This is a genomic window from Flavobacterium sp. TAB 87 (genome assembly GCF_001529295.1).
Classification (GTDB): domain Bacteria; phylum Bacteroidota; class Bacteroidia; order Flavobacteriales; family Flavobacteriaceae; genus Flavobacterium.
The window spans coordinates 130,775-151,684 of sequence record NZ_LLWK01000034.1; the positions used below are offsets into that span (position 1 = coordinate 130,775).

Sequence of the window (20,910 nt, forward strand, 5' to 3'; positions counted from 1 at the left end):
ACTATAAAACTTTGTAAAGCAACATTACTTAAAATAGCAGTCGGCTTTCCCAAAAAAATGTCCTATTTTTGGAGCAATATTAGACAAATATACACCAAATAATGAAGAATACTTCTCAAGAATACGATGATGTAATTGCAATTTGTCGTTCACTTTTCATTAATAAAATGAAAGATTACGGAAGTGCTTGGCGCATTTTAAGAATCCCTTCCTTAACGGATCAAATTTTTATAAAAGCACAGCGTATTCGTAGTTTACAAGAAAATGAAATTCGTAAAATTGACGAAGATGAAAAAGGTGAATTTATCGCTATAATTAATTATTCGATTATGGCATTGATTCAATTAGAACTTGGTGTTGTCGAGCAACCTGATTTAGATGTTGTAACAGCAACGGAGTTATACGATGCTAAAATTAAATTAACTAAAGATTTAATGCTAGCCAAAAATCACGATTATGGAGAAGCTTGGCGTGAAATGCGAGTAAGCTCTTTGACTGATTTAATTTTGCAAAAACTACTTCGAGTAAAACAAATTGAAAACAACAAAGGAAAAACTTTAGTTTCTGAAGGAATTGATGCTAATTATCAAGACATGCTCAATTATTCTGTGTTTGCTTTAATTTTAAATCCAATTAATATATAATAACTTTAAATATAGTAAAAGCCTTTAGTATGAAAAATATAATTACTCAATTTTCACGCATTTTTGTTGGATGTTTATTCATCATTTCTGGACTTATAAAACTTAATGATCCTGTTGGATTCTCTTACAAACTGGCTGAATATTTTAGTCCACCTGTATTTAATGTACCTTTTTTAGAGCCTTTGGCCTTAAGCATGGCTATATTTTTAGTTATAATTGAAGTGGTTTTGGGTGTAATGCTATTGATCGGGTACAAAGCCAAAGCTACAATTTGGAGTTTATTAGTTCTAATCGTATTGTTCACTTTTCTTACCTTCTACTCTGCTTATTTTGATGTAGTTAAAGATTGTGGCTGCTTTGGAGATGTATTGCATTTGACTCCTTGGGAATCATTTACAAAAGACATTGTTTTATTATTTTTTATTTTGATACTTTTTATCAATAAACATTTAGTTAAGCCCTTGTTTAATAAAAACGTACAAAATATCTTGGCTTACTCTAGTGTGGTCGTTTGTAGTTTTATTGCTGTTTGGATTTTAAACCACAATCCTATTATCGATTTTCGTGCGTATAAAGTAGGTAACAATATAGAGAAAGGAATGGAAATTCCTGAAAATGCACCACAAGCTGTGGTCGAAATGAAATTTATTTATAATGTCAATGGAGAGAATAAAGAATTTACAGAAGACGATTTAATGAATATTCCAGAAGGAGCTACATTTGTTGATCGAAAAGATAAAGTGATTTCAGAAGGCTACGTACCGTCTATTTTTGATTTTACAATGGTTAAAGACGATGCTGATTATACAGACCAATTTTTAAAAGAACCAAAATTAGTTCTTTTTGTAGCGTATGATTTGAACCTTTCGTCTCCTGCAGGAATGAAAAAATTAGAGCAAATTAATAAAGATGCCCAAGCAAAAGGATATAAGGTTATTGCATTAACGGCGTCGGGAGAAACATTAATCGAACAAACCAAAAAGCAATACGGCTTAAATGTTGATTTTTATTTCTGTGATCCAATTACATTAAAAACAATTGAAAGAGCGAATCCTGCTATTGTAGTTTTGTATAATGGTACTATTATGCAAAAAGTACACTACAATGATACTGACGATTTAAAACTGTAATGAATCATTGTTTAAACATAAAGGTCCTTGAAAACTAATTTTCAAGGACCTTTATTTATTTATAGATGCTCAATTTACTAAATAGTTTCTTTTATTTAGTACACTATTACGTTTTCATTTTTATATAACAAACAATATGAGATGCTTTTGTTTATTTGCCAATACTTTTGCGAAATTTGGCAATCCGCATTTTTCATTCAGAATGTTTGATTAACTTTGTTTAAACTCAAAATACCATGAAACAATCAATATTATTACTCGTAGCATTTGCTACCTTTTCTTGCTCAAAGGCTCAAAAAACTGAATTCGCAAAAGAGGCGTTGTCTGAAAAACTAGCTACTCCAGATAATAGTCAAATTGCGTTTCAAGAAATTTTAAAAAAACACCAAGGAAAAACGGTAGTAATTGAAGTTTGGGCTTCTTGGTGTGGTGATTGCATTAAAGCAATGCCAAAATTTAAAGAACTTCAAGCCAAACATCCAGAAGTAGATTATGTTTTTATCTCTATGGATAAAACTGCTGATAAATGGAAAGAAGGAATTGAAAAACATCAATTAGTTGGTGATCATTATATGGCAAACGACGGTATGAAAGGCGTTTTTGGAAAAGCAATGAATATGGACTGGATTCCGAGATACATTATTGTAGACAAAGCTAGTAAAGTTGTTACTTACAGAGCGATTGAAACAGACTTCGATCAAATGGACGACACTTTAAACAGTTTAAAATAAAGACTTTAAAAAGATTAAATAATTAACTAAAAACTAAAATGAGAAAGAAGATTGTTGCAGGAAACTGGAAAATGCATAAAAATGCCGAAGAAACGACAGCGCTTTTAACTGAATTAATTTCAAAAGTACCCGCTTCTACAGCAGCTCAGGTAATTGTGGCCCCAACATTTGTAAATTTAGCTGCGGCTGTAAGTCAGTTGTCTGCAACTAAAATTGAGGTTGCTGCACAAAATGTTCATCAAGCCGAGGGTGGTGCTTTTACAGGCGAAATATCTGCAGATATGTTAAAAAGTGTTGGTGTAAATACAGTAATTCTTGGCCATTCAGAGCGTAGAGCTATCTTTCACGAAAGCGATGCATTAATTGCTGAAAAAGTAAATACTGCTTTGAAACATGAAATGAAAGTTATTTTTTGTTTTGGAGAAGAATTAAAAGACCGTCAGTCTGGAAATCATTTTAATATTGTAGAAAATCAATTGAAAGATGGTTTGTTTCAAATCTCAAAAGAAAATTGGTCAGCTATCGTTTTAGCATATGAGCCAGTTTGGGCTATTGGAACTGGAGAAACAGCATCGCCGGAACAAGCACAAGAAATGCATGAATTTATCAGAGAAATAGTTCGCAAATCATTTGGAGCAGACATTGCTGACGAAGTTTCTATTCTATACGGTGGTTCTGTAAAACCAGAAAATGCAAAAGAAATTTTCTCTAAAGCTGATGTAGACGGAGGTCTAATTGGCGGAGCTGCATTAAAAGTAGACGATTTTGTTGCTATTGTTACGGCTTTTTAAATGAAATCCATTTTACAGCATAAAAAAACCATCTTTTAAAAAGATGGTTTTTTTATATTTTTTAATGATTGGGCTTATCCTCATTAATATTTTTTATTTCTGAAAATTGTTCTTTCGGAATATCTTTAAAAAATTCTGCCGCCTCAAGTTCAGCTGAAGGTCCGTATCCCATAAGATACGTTCCTTTTATTTTATTTGCGGTTTCTATTACGTATAAGATAGACATATCATCAGGATTGCTCATCCCTTCATATCGATGTTCGGCAACAATAAAAATTTCTTCAGGCGTATACTCGTATTTTGTTTCCGTATCGATTAATCGACCATCTCTAAAAAGAAAATTACAGCAATATCCTTTTCCTTGATAATGATTGATATAATCTATTTCGTGCTTATCATAATTATTGTCCATAACTTCAAATTTTATAATTTTAATTGTAGTTGGAAACAACAAGACATTTAAGTACTAATTTAAAAAACAATGAACTCGTTACCGATATAAATTGTTACGTCTTGCTGTCCCAACATTTTATACTGCATATTCAAAGCAAAATTTTGAATCGTACAGTTGTACCTTTTTTTATATTTTTCTTCTCCCACTAATTAGTGATAGGATAAATAAAATAATAAAAATAAAGAATAATACTTTGGCTATTCCGGCAGCACCAGCTGCAATTCCACCAAATCCGAATACTCCAGCCACAATTGCTAGAATGATAAATATAACTGTCCAACGTAACATAAGCGTTTAATTTAAATGGTTAGTAATAGTACATATAGTTTTTATATGCTTGATTTCTATTACAAATTTCAGCAAACTATTGTTTTACACTTAACTCAATTACTCTAAATTTTAACTCTTAAAATATTGCTTAATAATGACAATAATGCAAATTATATAACTATAGTAGTAATTTATATAAGCTAAAACGATAAAATAATTAGAATTTTACATTATGAACAAACACCTATTTCTTTTAATTAAAATGCCATTATTTTGATAGTATATCTAAAAAATAAATTTGAATCGATAGGTAATGTGACTCAATTTTCATTACGTTTTTTCAAAGAGCTTTTTCTTCCACCTTATGAAATGAAAGAATTTCTGAAACAATGTTATATAATAGGGTATAAATCATTGCCACTTGTCGCGATTACAGGTTTTATCATGGGATTGGTTCTAACACTACAATCTCGTCCTACATTAGTAAACTTTGGTGCCGAATCTTGGCTACCAGGAATGGTTGGACTTTCGCTAATTCGTGAAATTGCTCCCGTAATTACCGCATTAATATGTGCTGGTAAAATAGCTTCTGGAATCGGAGCAGAATTAGGCTCGATGAAAGTCACCGAACAAATTGATGCAATGGAAGTTGCGGCAATCAATCCCTTCAATTATCTTGTAGTAACGAGAATATTGGCCACTACATTAATGATTCCTATTTTGGTAATCTTTGCTGATGCAGTCGGAATTATTGGTGGTTATATTGGTATGAACATTCACAGTAACGTTACTTTCTACCGATATATATCGCAAGTGTTTAATTCTTTAGAGTTTTTAGATATTTTTCCTGCAACAGTAAAGACTTTCTTTTTCGGATTTTTTATCGGCATGATTGGTTGTTACGAAGGCTACAACGCCTCTAACGGAACAGCAAGTGTAGGTCGCGCAGCAAATTCTGCAGTAGTAAGCGCCTCCCTCTCTATTTTTATTATCGATATGATTGCCGTACAAATAACCGATTTATTCTTTTAACCTATGGAAACAGAATTATACCTACCTATTAAAGAATCTTCTAATGAAAAAGAAGCTGTTATAGAAATTAATGATTTACACATTTCTTTTGGCGACAACCATGTTTTAAAAGGAGTAACTTTTAAAGTATTTAAAGGAGAAGACGTTGTTGTTTTAGGACGTTCAGGCTCCGGAAAATCAATTACAATCAAATGTATCGTTGGATTAATTAAGCCCAGCAAAGGAGAAATTAAAGTCTTTGGAGACGATATTGTCGAATATTCTATTGGAGAGCTTAATAAAGTTAGAGTCCGTATAGGATTTTTATTTCAAAGTGCTGCCTTATATGATTCAATGTCAGTTCGCGAGAATCTTGCGTTTACGCTTAAACGCCATCATAAAGAATTGAGTGATGCAGATATTGAGAAAGAAATAATAGAAGTGCTTGAAAATGTAGGACTAGAAGAAGCAATTGATAAAATGCCTTCGGAATTGTCAGGAGGGATGAAAAAGAGAATTGGCCTAGCTCGTACCTTAATTTTAAAACCTGAAATTATCCTGTACGATGAACCAACCACTGGTTTGGATACCATTACCTCTAAAGAAATTAGTCAACTAATTATCGATATCAAAGAAAAAAGAAAAACAACATCTATCATTATCACACACGATATGGATTGTGCCAGACGAACTTCTGACCGCATTTTAATGTTAAATGACGGCGTAATTCATGCCGAAGGGAAGTACGATGAACTTGCCAAAAGTGAAGATGAATGGGTAAACGCATTTTTTAAATAAAAAACAAAATCAAAAAACATAAACTTTAAAATCATGAGTAAACAATCAACATATACATGGAAATTAGGGATGTTTGTAGTAATTGGGCTTGCCCTTTTTGTCGCAACCATCTACTTTATAGGTAAGCAACAAAACTTGTTTGGAGAGACCTTTTATATTCAGTCAAAATTTAAAAATGTAAGCGGACTAGAAGTAGGAAATAACGTTCGCTTTTCGGGAATAAATATCGGAACTATTGAAGAAATAGGTTTAGTGAATGATTCAACGGTTTTGGTAAAAATGGTCATTCAAGGTGATGTACAAAAATTTATCAAAACAGACGCAAAAGCAACTATTGGCTCTGAAGGTTTGATGGGAGATAAGGTTCTTACTATTGTTCCAGGTTCAAAATCTACTGTAATGATTGAGAATAATGCCGTTATTGGGTCTCTAGCTGCAATTGAGATGGATGATTTAATGAAAAGTGTAAAGAAAAGTGTAGATAATGCTGGAATTATTACTGAAGAATTAGCCGTTTTTTCGCATAACATGAACCACGGTGATGGTGCTTTATCTAAATTAGTCACAGACAAAAAAGTAGCGAATAGTTTAGAGAAAACAATCAAAAATATTCAAAGTGCCTCTAAAGGTTTAGATGAAAACATGGATGCTGCAAAAGAGAACTTTTTATTAAGAGGTTATTTTAGACGTAAGGAAAAAGAAGAGCAAAAAGCGCTCGAGGCCAAAAAGGATTCTATTCAAGATCTTAAAGAAGCCAAACAAGAAAAGAAAGAAGACAGGAAAAGCAAAAAATAACAAACTATAATAGCATAAAAAAAGGCATATTGAAATTTCAATATGCCTTTTTTTTTATAAAATAAATTCTATTTATTTTCGAATATAGGGCGGTAATAACTGGCTAGATACTTCTCCAAAACCAATTCTAATTTCACTGTTCTTGCAGTAACCACGCATAATAACAGTATCGTTATCCTCAATAAATTTACGTTCAGATCCATCTTTTAATTGGAGAGGATTTTTACCTCCCCAAGTTAATTCTAACATCGAACCAAAACTGTCTGGTGTTGGACCAGAAATAGTTCCCGAACCCATCATATCTCCAGAATTGACACGACAACCATTGGAGGTGTGGTGCGCCAATTGCTGTGTCATTGACCAGTATAAATGTTTAAAGTTTGTTTTACAAACTAAATTTTCATCTTGGTTTAAGGGCTTAATATACGTTTCTAAAGTAATGTCAAATGCTTTTTTCCCTTTAGTAGTTAAATAAGGAAAAGGAGCTGGTACTTGTTTAGGACCTTTAGTTCTAAAGGGTTCTAAAGCATCCAGAGTAACAATCCACGGAGAAATAGAACTGGCAAAACTCTTTGCTAAAAATGGTCCTAGAGGAACATATTCCCATTTTTGAATATCGCGAGCGCTCCAGTCATTCAATAAAACCATTCCAAAAATATAATCTTCTGCTTCATGAACAGGCACTGCCTCTCCCATTACGTTGGCATCGGTAGTAATAAACGCAGTCTCCAATTCAAAATCAACCAAACGAGAAGAACCGAAAACTGGATCTTTTTCTCCATTTGGCAACATCTGCCCTAAAGGTCTGTGAACCGGAATGCCCGAAGGAATAATAGTCGAACTTCTACCATGATACGCTACCGGCAAATGCAACCAATTTGGTAATAAAGCATTGTCAGGATCACGGAACATAGTACCCACATTTGTGGCATGTTCTTTACTCGAATAGAAATCGGTATAATCACCAATTAATACTGGCAATTGCATTTCGACGTCTTCTATATTAAAAATAATAATTTCTCTTCGTTTTTGATCGTCTCTTAATCCAGCTGTATTGATGTCAAAAATTTCGGCAATTCGGTTGCGCACTAGACGCCACGTTTTCTTTCCATCAGAGATAAAATCATTCAAAGTATCTTGCATGAACATATCGTCTGTAAGCTCGATACCTTCAAAATAATTCAATTGTTGCAGTGCACCTAAATCAATTGCAAAATCACCAATTCGAGTTCCTACGGTTACGACGTTTTCCTTTGTTAGAAAAACACCAAAAGGAATATTTTGAATGGGAAAATCACTACTCTCAGGTACTTCTAACCATGATTTACGTTTCGGATCGTTGGCTGTTATTGGCATAATTTGTTAATTATATTGTTGAAAAAATACTTGTCAAATATATCATAATCTAGCTGTACAACAAACGTTTTTTTGTATTTTTGCAACAAATTAACGAAAAACTACACAATGCAACGCGACAAACAAATTTTTGATCTTATTCTTGAAGAACAAGAAAGACAAATTCACGGATTAGAACTTATTGCTTCAGAAAATTTTGTAAGTGATGAAGTTATAGAAGCAGCTGGTTCTGTTCTAACTAACAAGTATGCTGAAGGATATCCTGGTAAAAGATACTATGGAGGTTGCGAAGTAGTTGATGTTGTTGAACAAATTGCTATTGACAGAGCCAAAGAATTATTTGGTGCTGTGTACGCAAACGTTCAACCACACTCTGGTTCTCAAGCTAATGCTTCGGTATTTCATGCGTGTTTAAAACCTGGAGATAAAATCTTAGGATTTGACCTATCACATGGTGGTCACTTAACGCACGGTTCTCCTGTAAATTTTTCAGGTCGTCTGTACGATCCTGTTTTCTACGGTGTTGAAAAAGAAACAGGTCTTTTGAATTATGATAAAATTCAAGAGATTGCTACAAAAGAACAACCAAAATTAATTATTGCGGGTGCTTCGGCCTATTCTCGTGATATGGATTTTGAACGTTTCAGAAAAATTGCTGATAGCGTTGGTGCACTTTTAATTGCTGATGTTTCACATCCTGCTGGATTAATTGTAAAAGGTCTTTTAAATGACCCAATTCCTCACTGTCACATTGTTACAACAACTACACATAAAACATTACGTGGACCAAGAGGTGGTTTAATTTTAATGGGGAAAGATTTCGAAAATCCTTGGGGATTGACTACACCAAAAGGAGAAGTTAGAATGATGTCTTCTTTGTTAGATTTAGCTGTTTTCCCTGGAAATCAAGGTGGACCATTAATGCATATTATCGCTGCAAAAGCGGTTGCATTTGGTGAAGCTTTAAAAGATGAGTTCTTTACTTATGCGATGCAATTGCAAAAAAATGCTAAAGCGATGGCTGAAGCTTTTGTAAAAAGAGATTATAACATTATCTCTGGCGGAACAGACAACCACATGATGCTTATTGATTTAAGAAATAAAGGAATTTCTGGAAAAGACGCTGAAAATGCGCTAGTAAAAGCAGAAATTACAGTAAATAAAAACATGGTTCCATTTGATGACAAATCACCATTTGTTACTTCTGGAATTCGTGTAGGTACTGCTGCAATTACCACTCGTGGTTTAGTTGAAGCAGACATGGAAACAATCGTAGATTTGATCGATAGAGTTTTATCTAATCATACAGACGAGGCAGTTATCGAAGCAGTTGGTAACGAAGTAGACGAAATGATGAGCGAAAGACCTATTTTCGTTTACTAAAAATTAGTCAAAAATCTTAAAGGTCGAAAATCGAAAGTATTGAAATAGAATTTCTATTTTAGCTTTGATTTTCGACTTTTTTTTATGACCGTACATTCTTTTGAATTTCTAACTTTTATACTTTAAAAATATGGGCGTATTGCGATTAGAATTACCAACCGATCCAAGATGGGTAAATATCGTCGAGAAAAACATCGAAGAAATTTTGACTGATCACGCTTGGTGTGAGCAAAAAGCGGCTACCAATGCAATTACTATTATCACCAATAACTCAGAACATCAAGATTTAGTAAAAGATTTATTGGCTTTGGCTAAAGAAGAAATTGATCATTTTGAACAAGTTCATAATATCATTATCAAACGTGGTCTAAAATTAGGTCGCGAACGCAAAGACGATTATGTAAATGAACTTTATATGTACATGAAAAGAAATATTGACGGAAGTCGAGTTTCTGCGTTGGTCGAGCGTTTGCTGTTTTCGGCAATGATTGAAGCTCGAAGTTGTGAGCGTTTTAAAGTACTTTCGGAAAACATAAAAGATGAAGAGCTTTCTGTTTTTTATCGCGATTTAATGGAAAGTGAAGCTGGACATTACACTACTTTTATTACCTATGCTCGAAAATATGGCAAAGGAATTGACGTAGAAAAGCGTTGGAGAGAATGGCTGGAATTTGAAAGCAGCGTGATTGCGAACTATGGAAAAGGCGAAACCATTCACGGTTAAAAGAATTACTAAAGAGAGATTTTACAAAATATAGAATCTCTCTTTTTATATAAATGAAAAATTATCTTGTCTTGAAGTACTCTATTTTATAAATAAAAGCATATCAAAATGAGTACAATTACTGATGCCGTATTGATCAATCTCTAAACTATTCAAGATACTTCTCATCAAACTTAGCCTAATACTTTGCAGGAAATATTCTGTAACTACTACGAATACATTTTGAATGTCTTTTACTTTATACTTGTTCTAGAACAAACTGTATCGAGAAAAGAACATTATTTACCTCTGGCTAATGAATAGTGAATTTTTTCTTATTATGAATATAATTGCAGCAAAAGCAATCAAACTAAAATTAATACCATCTATATTTTACCAAATATTCAAGCCAATTAAATTAGTACAGTTGTACTAGACGATAGCGAAAAAAGAGCGCGAAATAACGGCTCTTTAGATTTACTTTTAATGTAAATCACGTCATAAAAGATTGGCATATTATGAAAATTTGGGCTCTACATAATGGGGAAAGAAGACAGAAAAATAGAGCACAGTTACTCAATTCAAGATTATTGCATGCAAAAGAACCAGTAATTCCACTTGCATCTTAACTTGTAATTTTATCTACTATCATTTTGGCATGAATTCTTGAGTTTTCAATAAACCATTTGTGAGTCTCCATTCCGCCGCAAACTACCCCAGCTAAAAATAAACCTTTCACATTTGTTTCCATTGTTTCTGGATCGTATTTTGGTGCTCTTTTATCATCAGTATTCAGTTCTACTCCCATTCTCTCTAGAAACGACAAATCAGGTTTATATCCAGTTAATGCTAACACGAAATCATTTTCTATTGTAATTTCTCCTTCAGGACTGCTAATAGAAACCTTATTTTCCAAAATTTTACAAATGTTTGATTCAAAATAAGCTTTGATACTTCCCTCTGCAATTCGGTTTTCGATGTCGGGTTTTGCCCAGTATTTAACCCTATTATTTATTTCGTTCTTACGAATGACCATGGTTACATCAGCGCCTTTTCTCCAACACTCCAAAGCAGCATCTACTGAAGAATTATTAGCACCAACAATTAATACTTTTTGAAAAGCATATTCGTGAGCTTCTTTATAATAATGGCGTACTTTAGAAAGTTTTTCTCCTTCAACATTCATCTCAATCGGAATGTCGTAAAAACCAGTCGCAATAACCACATTTTTAGCACTATATGTAGCTTTATCTGAAGTAATAATAAATAGTTCAGATTCTGTTTTTACAACAGAATTGACTCTTTCAAAAAGGTGAATATTGAAGTTAAAATAACGGTGAATATTTCGATAATACTCTAAGGCATCTTGACGTCCTGGTTTTGGAGTCAAACAATTAAACGGAATTTCTCCAATTTCCAGACGTTCGGCAGTTGAAAAGAAAGTCATATACAACGGGTAATTAAAAATGCTATTTACAATTGTTCCTTTTTCAACAATTAAGTACGAAAGCTTATTTTTCTGCGCTTCTATCGCGCAAGCCAAACCAATTGGCCCACCTCCTACTATAATCAAATCGTATGCTTTGTTCATTCTATTTTTTAATTTCCCATTCTAAAAATGGATTTTTACTCAAATATGCATTGTAAAATTTAGGGTCATTTGTTACCTCTTCGCCCAACCATTCTGGTTTTTCAAAAAGTTCATCTTCGCTAGACAGCTCTACTTCAGCTACAATTAAACCCTGATTTTCGCCATAAAATTCGTCTATTTCAAAAATATGATTGCCTTTTTTAACTTCAAATCTAGTCTTATCAATCGTGCCTTTTTCGCATAACTGTAATAATTGCTGCGCTTCTTCTAAAGGGATTTCTTTTTCCCATTCAAAACGAGAAAGTCCGCTCGAACTACCAATGCCCTTTACGGTTATAAAGCCTTTATCTCCTTTGGTACGTACTCGAACTGTTCGCGATATGTCTGAACATAAATAACCTTGCGCAATTCGATTTTGTGTAAAGGACTCTGTTTTAAAATCAGAATTAAGCACTCTGAATTTTCGTTCTATTTCAATCATATTTACCACTTCTTAATCTTGTTTTAGCAAGTTACTTAAATTATTTCAGTTCAAAAACCAAAAGCCGCCAGCAAATTTATCCTTGTGCATAATAGGTCTATCGCAATTACAAAAAAATACCTTACTAAAAAGATATAAAATAGTTGATTATTAACTAGTTACACGGATTTATTTTCGCTAAATTTGAGTAAATCTTAAAATAAAACATATGTCTAAAAAAGCACTTTACCTGTTAGGTATTGTAGTTATTATAATTTTAGGTACTTTTTTATACCTAAAATTCTACTACAATTCCGATGTAAACACATCTTTGAATAATAAAGAAACGCTTGCTTCCGATTCTTATGATGGTGTTGAACTTGCTCCTTTTTTGATTGCTGGTTCTGGATTTAAATACCGTACCAATGAAAATTTTAAATTTTTAAAAGACAACGAAAAAATAATTAATCCTGTTACAGATTCAGTAAATTCAGGCATCATGCGCCTCAAAGAATACTTAGTTAATCATCCTAACGAAAAAGTATCAATTACTGGTTTTGTTGCTTCAAATGAGAATAACACTAGTACATATGATAATTTAGGATTAGCTAGGGCAAATAATATCAAAGAATACTTTATCTCACAAGGTGTACAAGCCAAACAATTGGATACCGAAGGAATAATTATTGATACTTGGACAGTGGATAATGATACCGTCTATGCGCGTGCAGAGTACAAAATAGTAATGGATACAAACTAATAATTTAGCGCACTTTAGTTAAAAAACCGACCAATTGCTGTCGGTTTTTTTGTGCTTTATTTATAAAGTAAAATTCCATTGTAGTTCGGGATTATACCACAGCTTACCGTTTCTTACCTCTAATGGTGCATCAAAATTATTCGTATATAATCCGCCAGTTCCTAATCCTTGAGGCATCGAATTTTGAAGTAAATAGGTCCATTGTGCAATGGCATTTAAGCCAACGTTACTTTCTAAAGCCGAAGTAACCCACCAACCTATATTGTATTTATTTGCTAGTTTGATCCACTCTTCTGATCCTTTAAATCCACCTACAAAACTGGGTTTTAAAATGATATATTGTGGCTTTATTTTTTGCAGTAATTGTTCTTTTTCTTCATACAAAAACACACCTATAAGCTCTTCGTCTAAAGCAATTGGAAAAGGAGTGTTTTTACACAGTACTGCCATGCTGTCAGTATTGTTTTTTTGAATAGGCTGCTCTATACTATGAAGCTTAAATTCAGTGAGTTGTGATAACTTACATAAAGCTTCATTTAAAGGGAATGCACCATTAGCATCGACTCTAATTTCGATTTTTTCGGGAGTAAAATGCGAGCGAATAAAGGATAATAATTGCAATTCTTTATCAAAATCGATTGCGCCAATTTTTAATTTAATACAAGTGAAATTATTAGCAATTTTATCTTCGATTTGTTGCTTCATAAATTCGGTATCACCCATCCAAACTAGACCATTTATTACTATAGCTTTTTTTCCTGCAGTGAACTCCGAAGGAAACAACTCAAAAGGTGTTGCACTAGCCAAAGATCTAAATGCCATTTCGACTCCAAATTGTATTGAAGGGAATTCTAAAAGAGCATCCCAAAGTTGATTTTCACCTAAGTGAATGTTGCTACAAGTCCAGTTTAATTTCTCTTCATAATCAGGCCGATCGTCTGCGCTTAGGCCACGTAATATTCCGCACTCTCCTATTCCTCGTTTACCGTTTTCTTCAAGAATAATAAACCACGTTTCTTTTTGCGTTAAGACACCACGAGATGTTCCTGATGGTCTTTTAAAATCTAAGATGTATTTGTGATATGTTGCTTTCAAGATACTTTAATTTAGTTGTCAAATAAATGTAAAACCTTGTCAAAATCTTTCGACGGTAATTTGGCTTTTTTAAATAATTCAAAATCAGAATTTACTTTTTCGATCCATCCCAAACTATCTGTTACATTTTGCGTCTGGTATTTTTTATAAATTGGTTTGGCGTTTTTGTACTCGTCATTCACTAAATACGCATGTGCTAAATTTAATTTGATCAACAATTCTGTATCGTCTAACGTTGCTCCTTTTTTCAAAGCATTCAGCGCCTTATCATATTGCTTGGTTAAAATATAGCAATAACCAATGGAGTTGTAATCTAAAGCAGTTGCCTTGTCATCATTTACAATTGTTAATAGAGTCGAAATCGCTTCTGCATATTTTCCAGCTAACTGCAGTGAGTATGCCTGTTTTCGCAAATCATTGTACACATTTTTTGAAATTGCAGCATTTGAATAGCACACATCGCCAAAATCTTTAAAAGTTTTATTTTTTTCTGAAATCAGTAATTTTTGAAACTCATCAAAGCGATATTTATTTTGAATTTTGTCTAATATACAAACACAAAAGTCATCCGAGTTCGTCATCTTTTGGGCCAAATTCGATGTTTTGCATTGACTTAAAAGTTCTTTACGCCGATCTTGGCTCCAACCTCTGTTTAGCTTTACATCGACCCAAGGAACGACTTCTAAAACGATTTTTTGATTCATCAACCAATTTTTACTTTCAAAGCCAAACCAAATTGTAGTAGTATTGGGTTTTAAGCAGGACGATTTATCCAGTGAAAGTCTTTTAGCATCTTTACTTACCGCTTCATTTTGTTCAAAACAAGATTGATCGGTTTTTCCGGAGTCTTTATAATTTTTTGCCTGTTCTTTGGAAGTAAAAAGAGCATACTGGCATTTATCGTCTCCTGAAATTTTAGACAATAAAAAAACTGCACCAGCAGAACCTTGACTTATTCCTGTGGGATCTGGAATTGACTTTAAAACAGAAACCAAACTATTGGCCATTTCTTGATTTTGCCCTAGCAATGTAATTCGATACACGACTTCGGTCGTACCAACAGGAAAATCTTCCGTTGGAATCGCACTTCGATCTCGAGCAGAGAGCACTATTTCTTTGGTAGTTGCTCGGTCTTTATCCCAATAACCTTGAGCGAAAACAGCAGTTGATAAACAGCTTAAAATGAGAGAGAAGACGAATATCTTATGATTCATTTGCAGTAGAATTAAAGCTTCTTTATGAAGTGCAAATGTAGTTATATTCTAGTTTAAAAATTAAGAACGCTCGTTGTACATTTGCATAAGCGTACTTACTGTATTCCAGTTACGAATTGTGGCATTCAAATTTAGCTTTTTCTCAATATATTTTTGATCTAAGCGTGTCTTGCCAGCTCCAACGGCATATTTTATAAAAATTTTATTTCCGTCGATGTAAGCTTCATCTGGTTTAAACTGGCTGATTTTTAAATCGTTAATATTCTCTGTTTTCAGCGTAAGAGAAATAAAAGCAACGTATAGTTTTTTGACATCAACTTCTTTTTCTTTTAGATACTGATTGTTTTTCAAGCAACTTTCAAGATCAGCTTTCGAAATAATAAGTACAGGAACTTCGTGACGAAAAGTTTTAAAAATTTCTTGTTTAATTTTAAAACCAAGTGATGCCGCGTTTTCAGCCTCCGAATCAAAAAAAACATTTCCAGACTGAATGTAGGTCTGTACGTTTTGAAAACCAATATTTTCTAATGTAGTTTTCAATGCGTCCATCTTTATCATATTGTGACCAGAGACGTTGATTCCGCGCAGTAAAGCTAAATGAGTTGTCATGAATTATTTTTAGAATTCAAATGTAGTTTTTTAATCAATTTTAATCACACAAAAGTAAAATTATCTAACATAAGCAGCTACTATTTTTTAATCGTAAAGACAAACTTAGACCCAACGCCCAATTCAGATTCGACATAAATGATGCCATGTAACGATTCGACAATTTTTTTGACCGTCGCCAACCCAATACCATTTCCCTTCTCTCCAAAACGATCATTCGCCGACAAAACTTCAAACAGTTGAAAAATTCGTTCATGGTGCTCTTCTGCGATACCATAACCATTGTCTTTGACCAAAAATCTGTAAAAATTTTCTTCTTCTAAAACTTCGATTTCAATTTTTGCAGTTTCTTTATCGTTGTACTTTAGTGCGTTAGCAATTAAATTTATTAAAATTTGCTCAATTGCTGTTTTATTAATGGTTATAAAATCAAGCTTTGATTGCAGCGCTATCGAACAGTTAATACTAAAGGCAAAAAGATCGGTAAGGTCTTGTTTTAGCTCTTGTAGATTTACTGCTGTCTTACTGTCTAGCAAATTGGTGTCTGATTTACTGTAGAGCAACAAACTATCAATCATCTCTTTTAATTTTATCGAAGAAGTCTTTATCATAGTCAGAATTTCTTTTCCTTCTTGATCAATAGCTTCGCCATAACTTTCTACAAAAAAATCGGTCAGTCCTGTAATATTATTTAAGGGAGACTTTAAGTCATGTGCTGCGATTTGTGCAAACTTCTCGAGCTCCACATTTTTTTTTCTAAGTTTACCCATCGTGCTTTCCAATTCCATTTTATTCAATCGCAATTCTAGCAACTTTAAGGTTTGATTGGCTAATGCTTTTAACGAAATAATTTGGTTTGGAGTTAGCTCTCTAGGAATTTGATCGATCACACATAAAGTACCCAAAGGCAATCCTTTCTCAGTTACTAAAGGAACTCCTGCATAAAACACCACGTTAGGTTCACCAATGACAACAGGATTGTCAAAAAAACGCTCGTCTTCTCTACTGTCTGGAACAATAAATACATCATTGGGCTTATTAATCGCATGGGTACAAAACGCATAATCGCGGGGCGTTTGAAAAACATTTAAACCAATTCGCGATTTAAACCATTGGCGATCGTTGTCTATAAAGGTCACCAAAGAGATGGGAGTATCGCAAATTTGCGCAGCTAAAAAAGTCAAATTATCAAATTCAGTTTCAGATAAGGTATCTAAAATAGCATAAGACTCTAGTGATTTCATTCGTTCTTCTTCGTTTTTATGTAAGGCTGCTTTAATCATAATTGTATGGTATTTTTGTTTGATGAATTTACAATTTTTGCAGTTCTTACCATACTATTATTACCTATTTTTTCTTGTTTAACAAACCTTTACCTTATTGTTTAAAACTTTTTAAGCTAATTTTAGTATTTCAGTAACAGTTGCGTACCGCTCTTATCAGTACCTTCTCATTTTAAAATTTCCAAATTATAATCTATCTTCGCTTCACTAAGCAAAAAGAAAAAAAATAAAGACATTGGATTAAGTTTATAGAACCAAATCTATTTTCAACATCTGACTTAGCTCTTATTATTTACAAACTCATTTTATAATTTTCAATTTCTACAATGTCAAATCTGCTACTAACTCCAATCGAATATTTAAAAGGCGTCGGTCCCAATCGAGGCGAATTACTTCGAAAAGAGTTGGGCATTCATAAATACCGTGATTTGGTTAACTTTTTTCCCAATCGATATATTGACAGAACGCGTTATTATAAAATTAATGAATTACAAAATGCGACTACCGAAATGCAAATTATTGGTAAGATCGTAAATATAAAAACAGTTGAATTTGGTAAAAATCAAAAACGTTTGGTTGCCACTTTCGTGGATGATACTGGGCAGATGGAATTGGTTTGGTTTCAAGGAATAAAATGGATTAAAGAAGCGCTAAAAATAAATGAAGTTTCTGTTATTTTTGGAAAGTGCACTTCGTTTAATGGCATGTTTAATATGTCTCATCCTGAAATTGAAGTCCTAGCAGAACATCAAAAAAGTCTACGCTCGGCGATGCAACCTGTTTATCCTTCTACCGAAAAATTAGCTAATCGTGGTATTACGAATCGGGTCATTAATAAATTGATGGAGCAATTGTTTATCGAAACACAAACCTTGTTTATCGAAACTTTGCCTGATTATTTAATTAATGAACTCAAACTAATTCCTAAAAAGGCGGCTTTGTTTAACATTCATTTTCCCAAAAGCACTGAACTTTTAGCGAAAGCGCAATTCCGCCTAAAATTTGAAGAACTGTTCTTTATTCAGTTGCAGTTAATTACCAAAAATCTCATCCAGAAACATAAAATAAAGGGGCATCCGTTTACCCAAGTGGGTCACTATTTTAATGAATTTTATCAAGATCACTTGCCTTTTAATTTAACAAATGCACAAAAGCGCGTAATTAAAGAAATTCGTGCCGATATGGGTAGCAATGCGCAAATGAATCGTTTGTTGCAAGGTGACGTGGGTTCAGGAAAAACCATTGTTGCCTTTATGAGTATTCTACTTGCCATAGATAATGGTTTTCAAGCCTGCTTGATGGCGCCAACGGAAATTTTAGCCAATCAGCATTTTGTGGGACTTTCAGAGTTAGCACAGACTTTAAACATCAATATAAAAATACTAACTGGCTCTAGTAAGATTGCAGCCAGACGAATTATTCACGAAGAATTAGAAAATGGAAGCCTGCACATTTTAATAGGAACGCATGCTTTATTGGAAGATAAAGTGAAATTTAAAAATTTAGGATTAGCAGTTATCGATGAGCAACATCGTTTCGGAGTCGAGCAACGCTCGAAGTTATGGAAGAAAAACACCATTCCGCCGCACGTTCTAGTAATGACCGCTACTCCTATCCCGAGAACTTTAGCGATGAGTTTGTATGGAGACTTGGATATTTCGGTGATTGACGAGTTGCCTCCTGGCAGAAAACCAATTCAAACTGTGCACCGTTTCGATAGTAATCGTTTGAAAGTATGGAAATTCTTGCGCGATGAAATTGCATTAGGCCGACAGATATATATAGTTTATCCGCTAATTCAGGAATCTGAAAAAATGGACTACAAAGATTTAATGGACGGTTACGAAAGTATTTCTAGAGATTTTCCGCTGCCGCAATACTCGATTTCAATATTACACGGAAAAATGAAACCCGCTGATAAAGATGCCGAGATGAAACGATTTTCAGAAGGAAAAACTAACATAATGGTGGCAACTACAGTGATTGAGGTCGGCGTTAATGTACCAAATGCTAGTGTGATGATTATTGAAAGTGCCGAGCGTTTTGGTCTTTCTCAATTGCACCAATTGAGAGGCCGTGTTGGTCGAGGTGCCGAACAAAGTTATTGTATTTTAATGACTTCATATAAGTTGAGCGCCGATAGCAAAACCCGAATGGAAACCATGGTACAAACCAATGATGGTTTTGAAATTGCAGAAGTAGACTTAAAACTTAGAGGTCCAGGCGATTTAATGGGAACACAGCAAAGTGGCGTACTTAATCTTCAAATTGCTGATATTGTAAAGGACAGAGATATTCTGGCTCTAGCACGTAATTACGCCATGACCATACTTAAAAAGGACTCGGCTTTGCAGTTACCAGAACACGCAACTATGCGATCTGTTTACATTGAACTGACTAAAAAGAAAAATATCTGGAACTATATAAGTTGATTTTATTTTACAAAAATTATGAGAATTTTTACGCTTTAATTATGCCAATTAGGTCCTCTAATAATTAATTGATCTGTTTTTTTTGTATAAAAACTATATTAAACCTTTGCTGTTTTTTTCGGTCTAAACTGGTGCTGTTTGTTCATTTGCGAAGCAATAGTTGTATATACAATTGTTAAAGTGCCGAGAAGCGCGCTTCTATTGTTTACAAAAACCTAAATTTGCAATCTTACTTATTAAATGTTAATTAATTCTAGTTTACTTCCATACCAATGAAATTAAAAAACTTAGTTCTCGTCTTACTCGCAATTATAATTGTGGGTTTTATAACTTTCCGAATTTTTGCTAACAAAGAGAAAAATGCTGCTGCAAAAAATTTTAAAGGAAATAAAACAGCCATGCAAGTAAGCGGAGTAGTTGTAAAGAGCTCGACTTTTAATAACACTCTGTCACTTTCTGGCTCGATAGAAGCCAATGAGCAGGTTGAAATTCGAAGTGAAGTTTCTGGAATTGTAGAAGGCATCTATTTTAGCGAAGGCACTTTTGTAAAAAAAGGTCAAGTTTTATTTAAAGTAAACGACATCGAGTTAAAAGCACAATTGCAACAAGCAGTGACCAAAGAAGGCTTAGCTGGAGAAAATGCAAGACGTGCCAAACTATTACTTCAAAAAGAAGCAATTAGCCAAGAAGAATATGATGTAGCCAACGCCGACTTTGCTTCCACTAAAGCACAAACGCAATTGGTTCGTGCTCAAATAGCAAAAACAGCTGTAAAAGCTCCTTTTTCAGGTAAGATTGGTTTACGATCGATTTCTCCAGGAACCTACATTACTCCAGCCATTTTGGTTGCCAAATTAGTAAACACCAATCAATTAAAAATTACCTTTTCAGTGCCAGAAAAATATGCCACGCAAGTTAAAAACAAAACAGTAGTCAATTTTACAGTTTCTGGGTCTTCGGCAAATCATACTGCAATTATTTATGCTATTGAACCCGAGGTTGAAGTAGCGACAAGAACACTACAAATACGTGCCATTGCAGAGAATCAACAAGGTAAATTATTTCCTGGAACTTTTGCAGAAGTGCATTTGCCTTTGGCAACAATAACCGATGCCATTGTTGTTCCTTCGGAAGCAATTATTCCTGTTCAAGGTGGAAAAAAAGTTTTCATTTCTAACAATGGAAAAGCCAAAGAGGTAATGGTTGATGCCGCGACAAGAACTGAATCTGACATTTTGATACTTTCTGGTTTAAACGTGGGAGACACTTTAATTACAAGTGGTGTAATGACGTTAAAAAACGAAACTCCAGTAAAAGTTCAGATTAAAAACTAAACTTAGAATTACAACACAGTCATTGTTTAAAGTAAAAAATTAAACTCCAAAAAATAAAAAAATATA

At 33.6% G+C, this 20,910-nt stretch carries 21 protein-coding genes; 12 read left to right on the forward strand and 9 right to left on the reverse strand.

What is annotated here, in order from left to right:
• The first annotated feature begins 101 nt into the window (after positions 1-101).
• The 4 genes from AP058_RS06225 (at position 102) to tpiA (ending at position 3,296) form a co-directional block, all read left to right on the forward strand.
• Entirely contained in the window at positions 102-644 is a 543-nt protein-coding gene (locus AP058_RS06225; RefSeq protein ID WP_066307965.1) for a DUF1599 domain-containing protein, read from the forward strand.
• 29 nt (positions 645-673) lie between these two features.
• Entirely contained in the window at positions 674-1,774 is a 1,101-nt protein-coding gene (locus AP058_RS06230; protein ID WP_066307967.1) for a BT_3928 family protein, read from the forward strand.
• A 236-nt stretch (positions 1,775-2,010) separates the two neighbouring features.
• Positions 2,011-2,505 (forward strand): TlpA disulfide reductase family protein, encoded by a 495-nt coding sequence (locus tag AP058_RS06235; protein WP_066307973.1) that lies wholly within the window; start codon positions 2,011-2,013, stop codon positions 2,503-2,505.
• Positions 2,506-2,543: 38 nt separating this feature from the next.
• Entirely contained in the window at positions 2,544-3,296 is a 753-nt protein-coding gene (tpiA, locus tag AP058_RS06240; RefSeq protein WP_066307975.1) for a triose-phosphate isomerase, read from the forward strand.
• A 61-nt stretch (positions 3,297-3,357) separates the two neighbouring features.
• On the opposite strand, the gene AP058_RS06245 is transcribed toward tpiA, so the two are convergent.
• On the reverse strand, positions 3,358-3,708 hold the full coding sequence (locus AP058_RS06245; protein WP_066308300.1) for a hypothetical protein: 351 nt from the start codon (positions 3,706-3,708) through the stop codon (positions 3,358-3,360).
• 168 nt (positions 3,709-3,876) lie between these two features.
• Positions 3,877-4,038, reverse strand: coding sequence for a DUF1328 family protein (locus AP058_RS06250; RefSeq protein ID WP_066307976.1), 162 nt, complete (start codon positions 4,036-4,038; stop codon positions 3,877-3,879).
• Positions 4,039-4,293: 255 nt separating this feature from the next.
• On the opposite strand from AP058_RS06250, the gene AP058_RS06255 reads away from it, so the two are divergent.
• The 3 genes from AP058_RS06255 to AP058_RS06265 are packed head-to-tail and all read left to right on the forward strand — an operon-like array spanning position 4,294 to position 6,624.
• Entirely contained in the window at positions 4,294-5,052 is a 759-nt protein-coding gene (locus AP058_RS06255; protein WP_066307979.1) for an ABC transporter permease, read from the forward strand.
• A gap of 3 nt (positions 5,053-5,055) precedes the next feature.
• Positions 5,056-5,829, forward strand: a complete 774-nt coding sequence (locus AP058_RS06260) for an ABC transporter ATP-binding protein (protein ID WP_066307983.1) — start codon at positions 5,056-5,058, stop codon at positions 5,827-5,829.
• Between the two features lie 33 nt (positions 5,830-5,862).
• On the forward strand, positions 5,863-6,624 hold the full coding sequence (locus tag AP058_RS06265; RefSeq protein ID WP_066307984.1) for an MlaD family protein: 762 nt from the start codon (positions 5,863-5,865) through the stop codon (positions 6,622-6,624).
• Between the two features lie 72 nt (positions 6,625-6,696).
• Here AP058_RS06265 and fahA read toward each other — a convergent pair whose 3' ends face one another.
• Complete coding sequence (gene fahA / locus AP058_RS06270) at positions 6,697-7,980, reverse strand: fumarylacetoacetase (RefSeq protein WP_066307987.1); 1,284 nt, start codon at positions 7,978-7,980, stop codon at positions 6,697-6,699.
• Positions 7,981-8,088: 108 nt separating this feature from the next.
• Here fahA and glyA point away from each other — a divergent pair, with 108 nt between their 5' ends.
• Positions 8,089-9,363: a serine hydroxymethyltransferase gene (gene glyA, locus AP058_RS06275; protein ID WP_066307992.1), complete on the forward strand. Its 1,275-nt coding sequence runs from the start codon at positions 8,089-8,091 to the stop codon at positions 9,361-9,363.
• Between the two features lie 130 nt (positions 9,364-9,493).
• Positions 9,494-10,087 (forward strand): tRNA-(ms[2]io[6]A)-hydroxylase, encoded by a 594-nt coding sequence (locus AP058_RS06280; RefSeq protein WP_066307995.1) that lies wholly within the window; start codon positions 9,494-9,496, stop codon positions 10,085-10,087.
• A 604-nt stretch (positions 10,088-10,691) separates the two neighbouring features.
• Here AP058_RS06280 and AP058_RS06285 read toward each other — a convergent pair.
• Positions 10,692-11,657: a YpdA family putative bacillithiol disulfide reductase gene (locus AP058_RS06285; RefSeq protein ID WP_066307998.1), complete on the reverse strand. Its 966-nt coding sequence runs from the start codon at positions 11,655-11,657 to the stop codon at positions 10,692-10,694.
• A 1-nt stretch (position 11,658) separates the two neighbouring features.
• On the reverse strand, positions 11,659-12,138 hold the full coding sequence (locus tag AP058_RS06290; protein ID WP_066308001.1) for a CYTH domain-containing protein: 480 nt from the start codon (positions 12,136-12,138) through the stop codon (positions 11,659-11,661).
• A gap of 208 nt (positions 12,139-12,346) precedes the next feature.
• On the opposite strand from AP058_RS06290, the gene AP058_RS06295 reads away from it, so the two are divergent.
• Positions 12,347-12,877, forward strand: a complete 531-nt coding sequence (locus tag AP058_RS06295) for an OmpA family protein (RefSeq protein WP_066308003.1) — start codon at positions 12,347-12,349, stop codon at positions 12,875-12,877.
• 60 nt (positions 12,878-12,937) lie between these two features.
• Here the strand turns inward: AP058_RS06295 and AP058_RS06300 are convergent, their stop codons facing one another.
• The 4 genes from AP058_RS06300 to AP058_RS06315 form a co-directional block, all read right to left on the reverse strand.
• Positions 12,938-13,972, reverse strand: a complete 1,035-nt coding sequence (locus AP058_RS06300; protein WP_066308006.1) for an o-succinylbenzoate synthase — start codon at positions 13,970-13,972, stop codon at positions 12,938-12,940.
• A gap of 11 nt (positions 13,973-13,983) precedes the next feature.
• Positions 13,984-15,186 carry a tetratricopeptide repeat protein gene (locus AP058_RS06305; RefSeq protein WP_066308010.1) on the reverse strand — a complete coding sequence of 401 codons (1,203 nt, stop codon included), beginning with the start codon at positions 15,184-15,186 and terminating at the stop codon, positions 13,984-13,986.
• Between the two features lie 60 nt (positions 15,187-15,246).
• The gene (locus tag AP058_RS06310; protein WP_066308012.1) at positions 15,247-15,795 is read right to left on the reverse strand and encodes a DUF1697 domain-containing protein; all 549 of its coding nucleotides are present in this window, start codon (positions 15,793-15,795) and stop codon (positions 15,247-15,249) included.
• Positions 15,796-15,875: 80 nt separating this feature from the next.
• Complete coding sequence (locus AP058_RS06315) at positions 15,876-17,078, reverse strand: ATP-binding protein (protein WP_066308014.1); 1,203 nt, start codon at positions 17,076-17,078, stop codon at positions 15,876-15,878.
• A gap of 326 nt (positions 17,079-17,404) precedes the next feature.
• Between AP058_RS06315 and recG the strand changes: the two genes are divergently transcribed.
• A complete protein-coding gene (recG, locus tag AP058_RS06320; RefSeq protein ID WP_066308017.1) occupies positions 17,405-19,510 on the forward strand; it encodes an ATP-dependent DNA helicase RecG in 2,106 nt (701 codons plus the stop codon).
• Positions 19,511-19,782: 272 nt separating this feature from the next.
• Positions 19,783-20,844 (forward strand): efflux RND transporter periplasmic adaptor subunit, encoded by a 1,062-nt coding sequence (locus tag AP058_RS06325; protein ID WP_066308020.1) that lies wholly within the window; start codon positions 19,783-19,785, stop codon positions 20,842-20,844.
• The last annotated feature ends 66 nt before the right edge of the window (positions 20,845-20,910 follow it).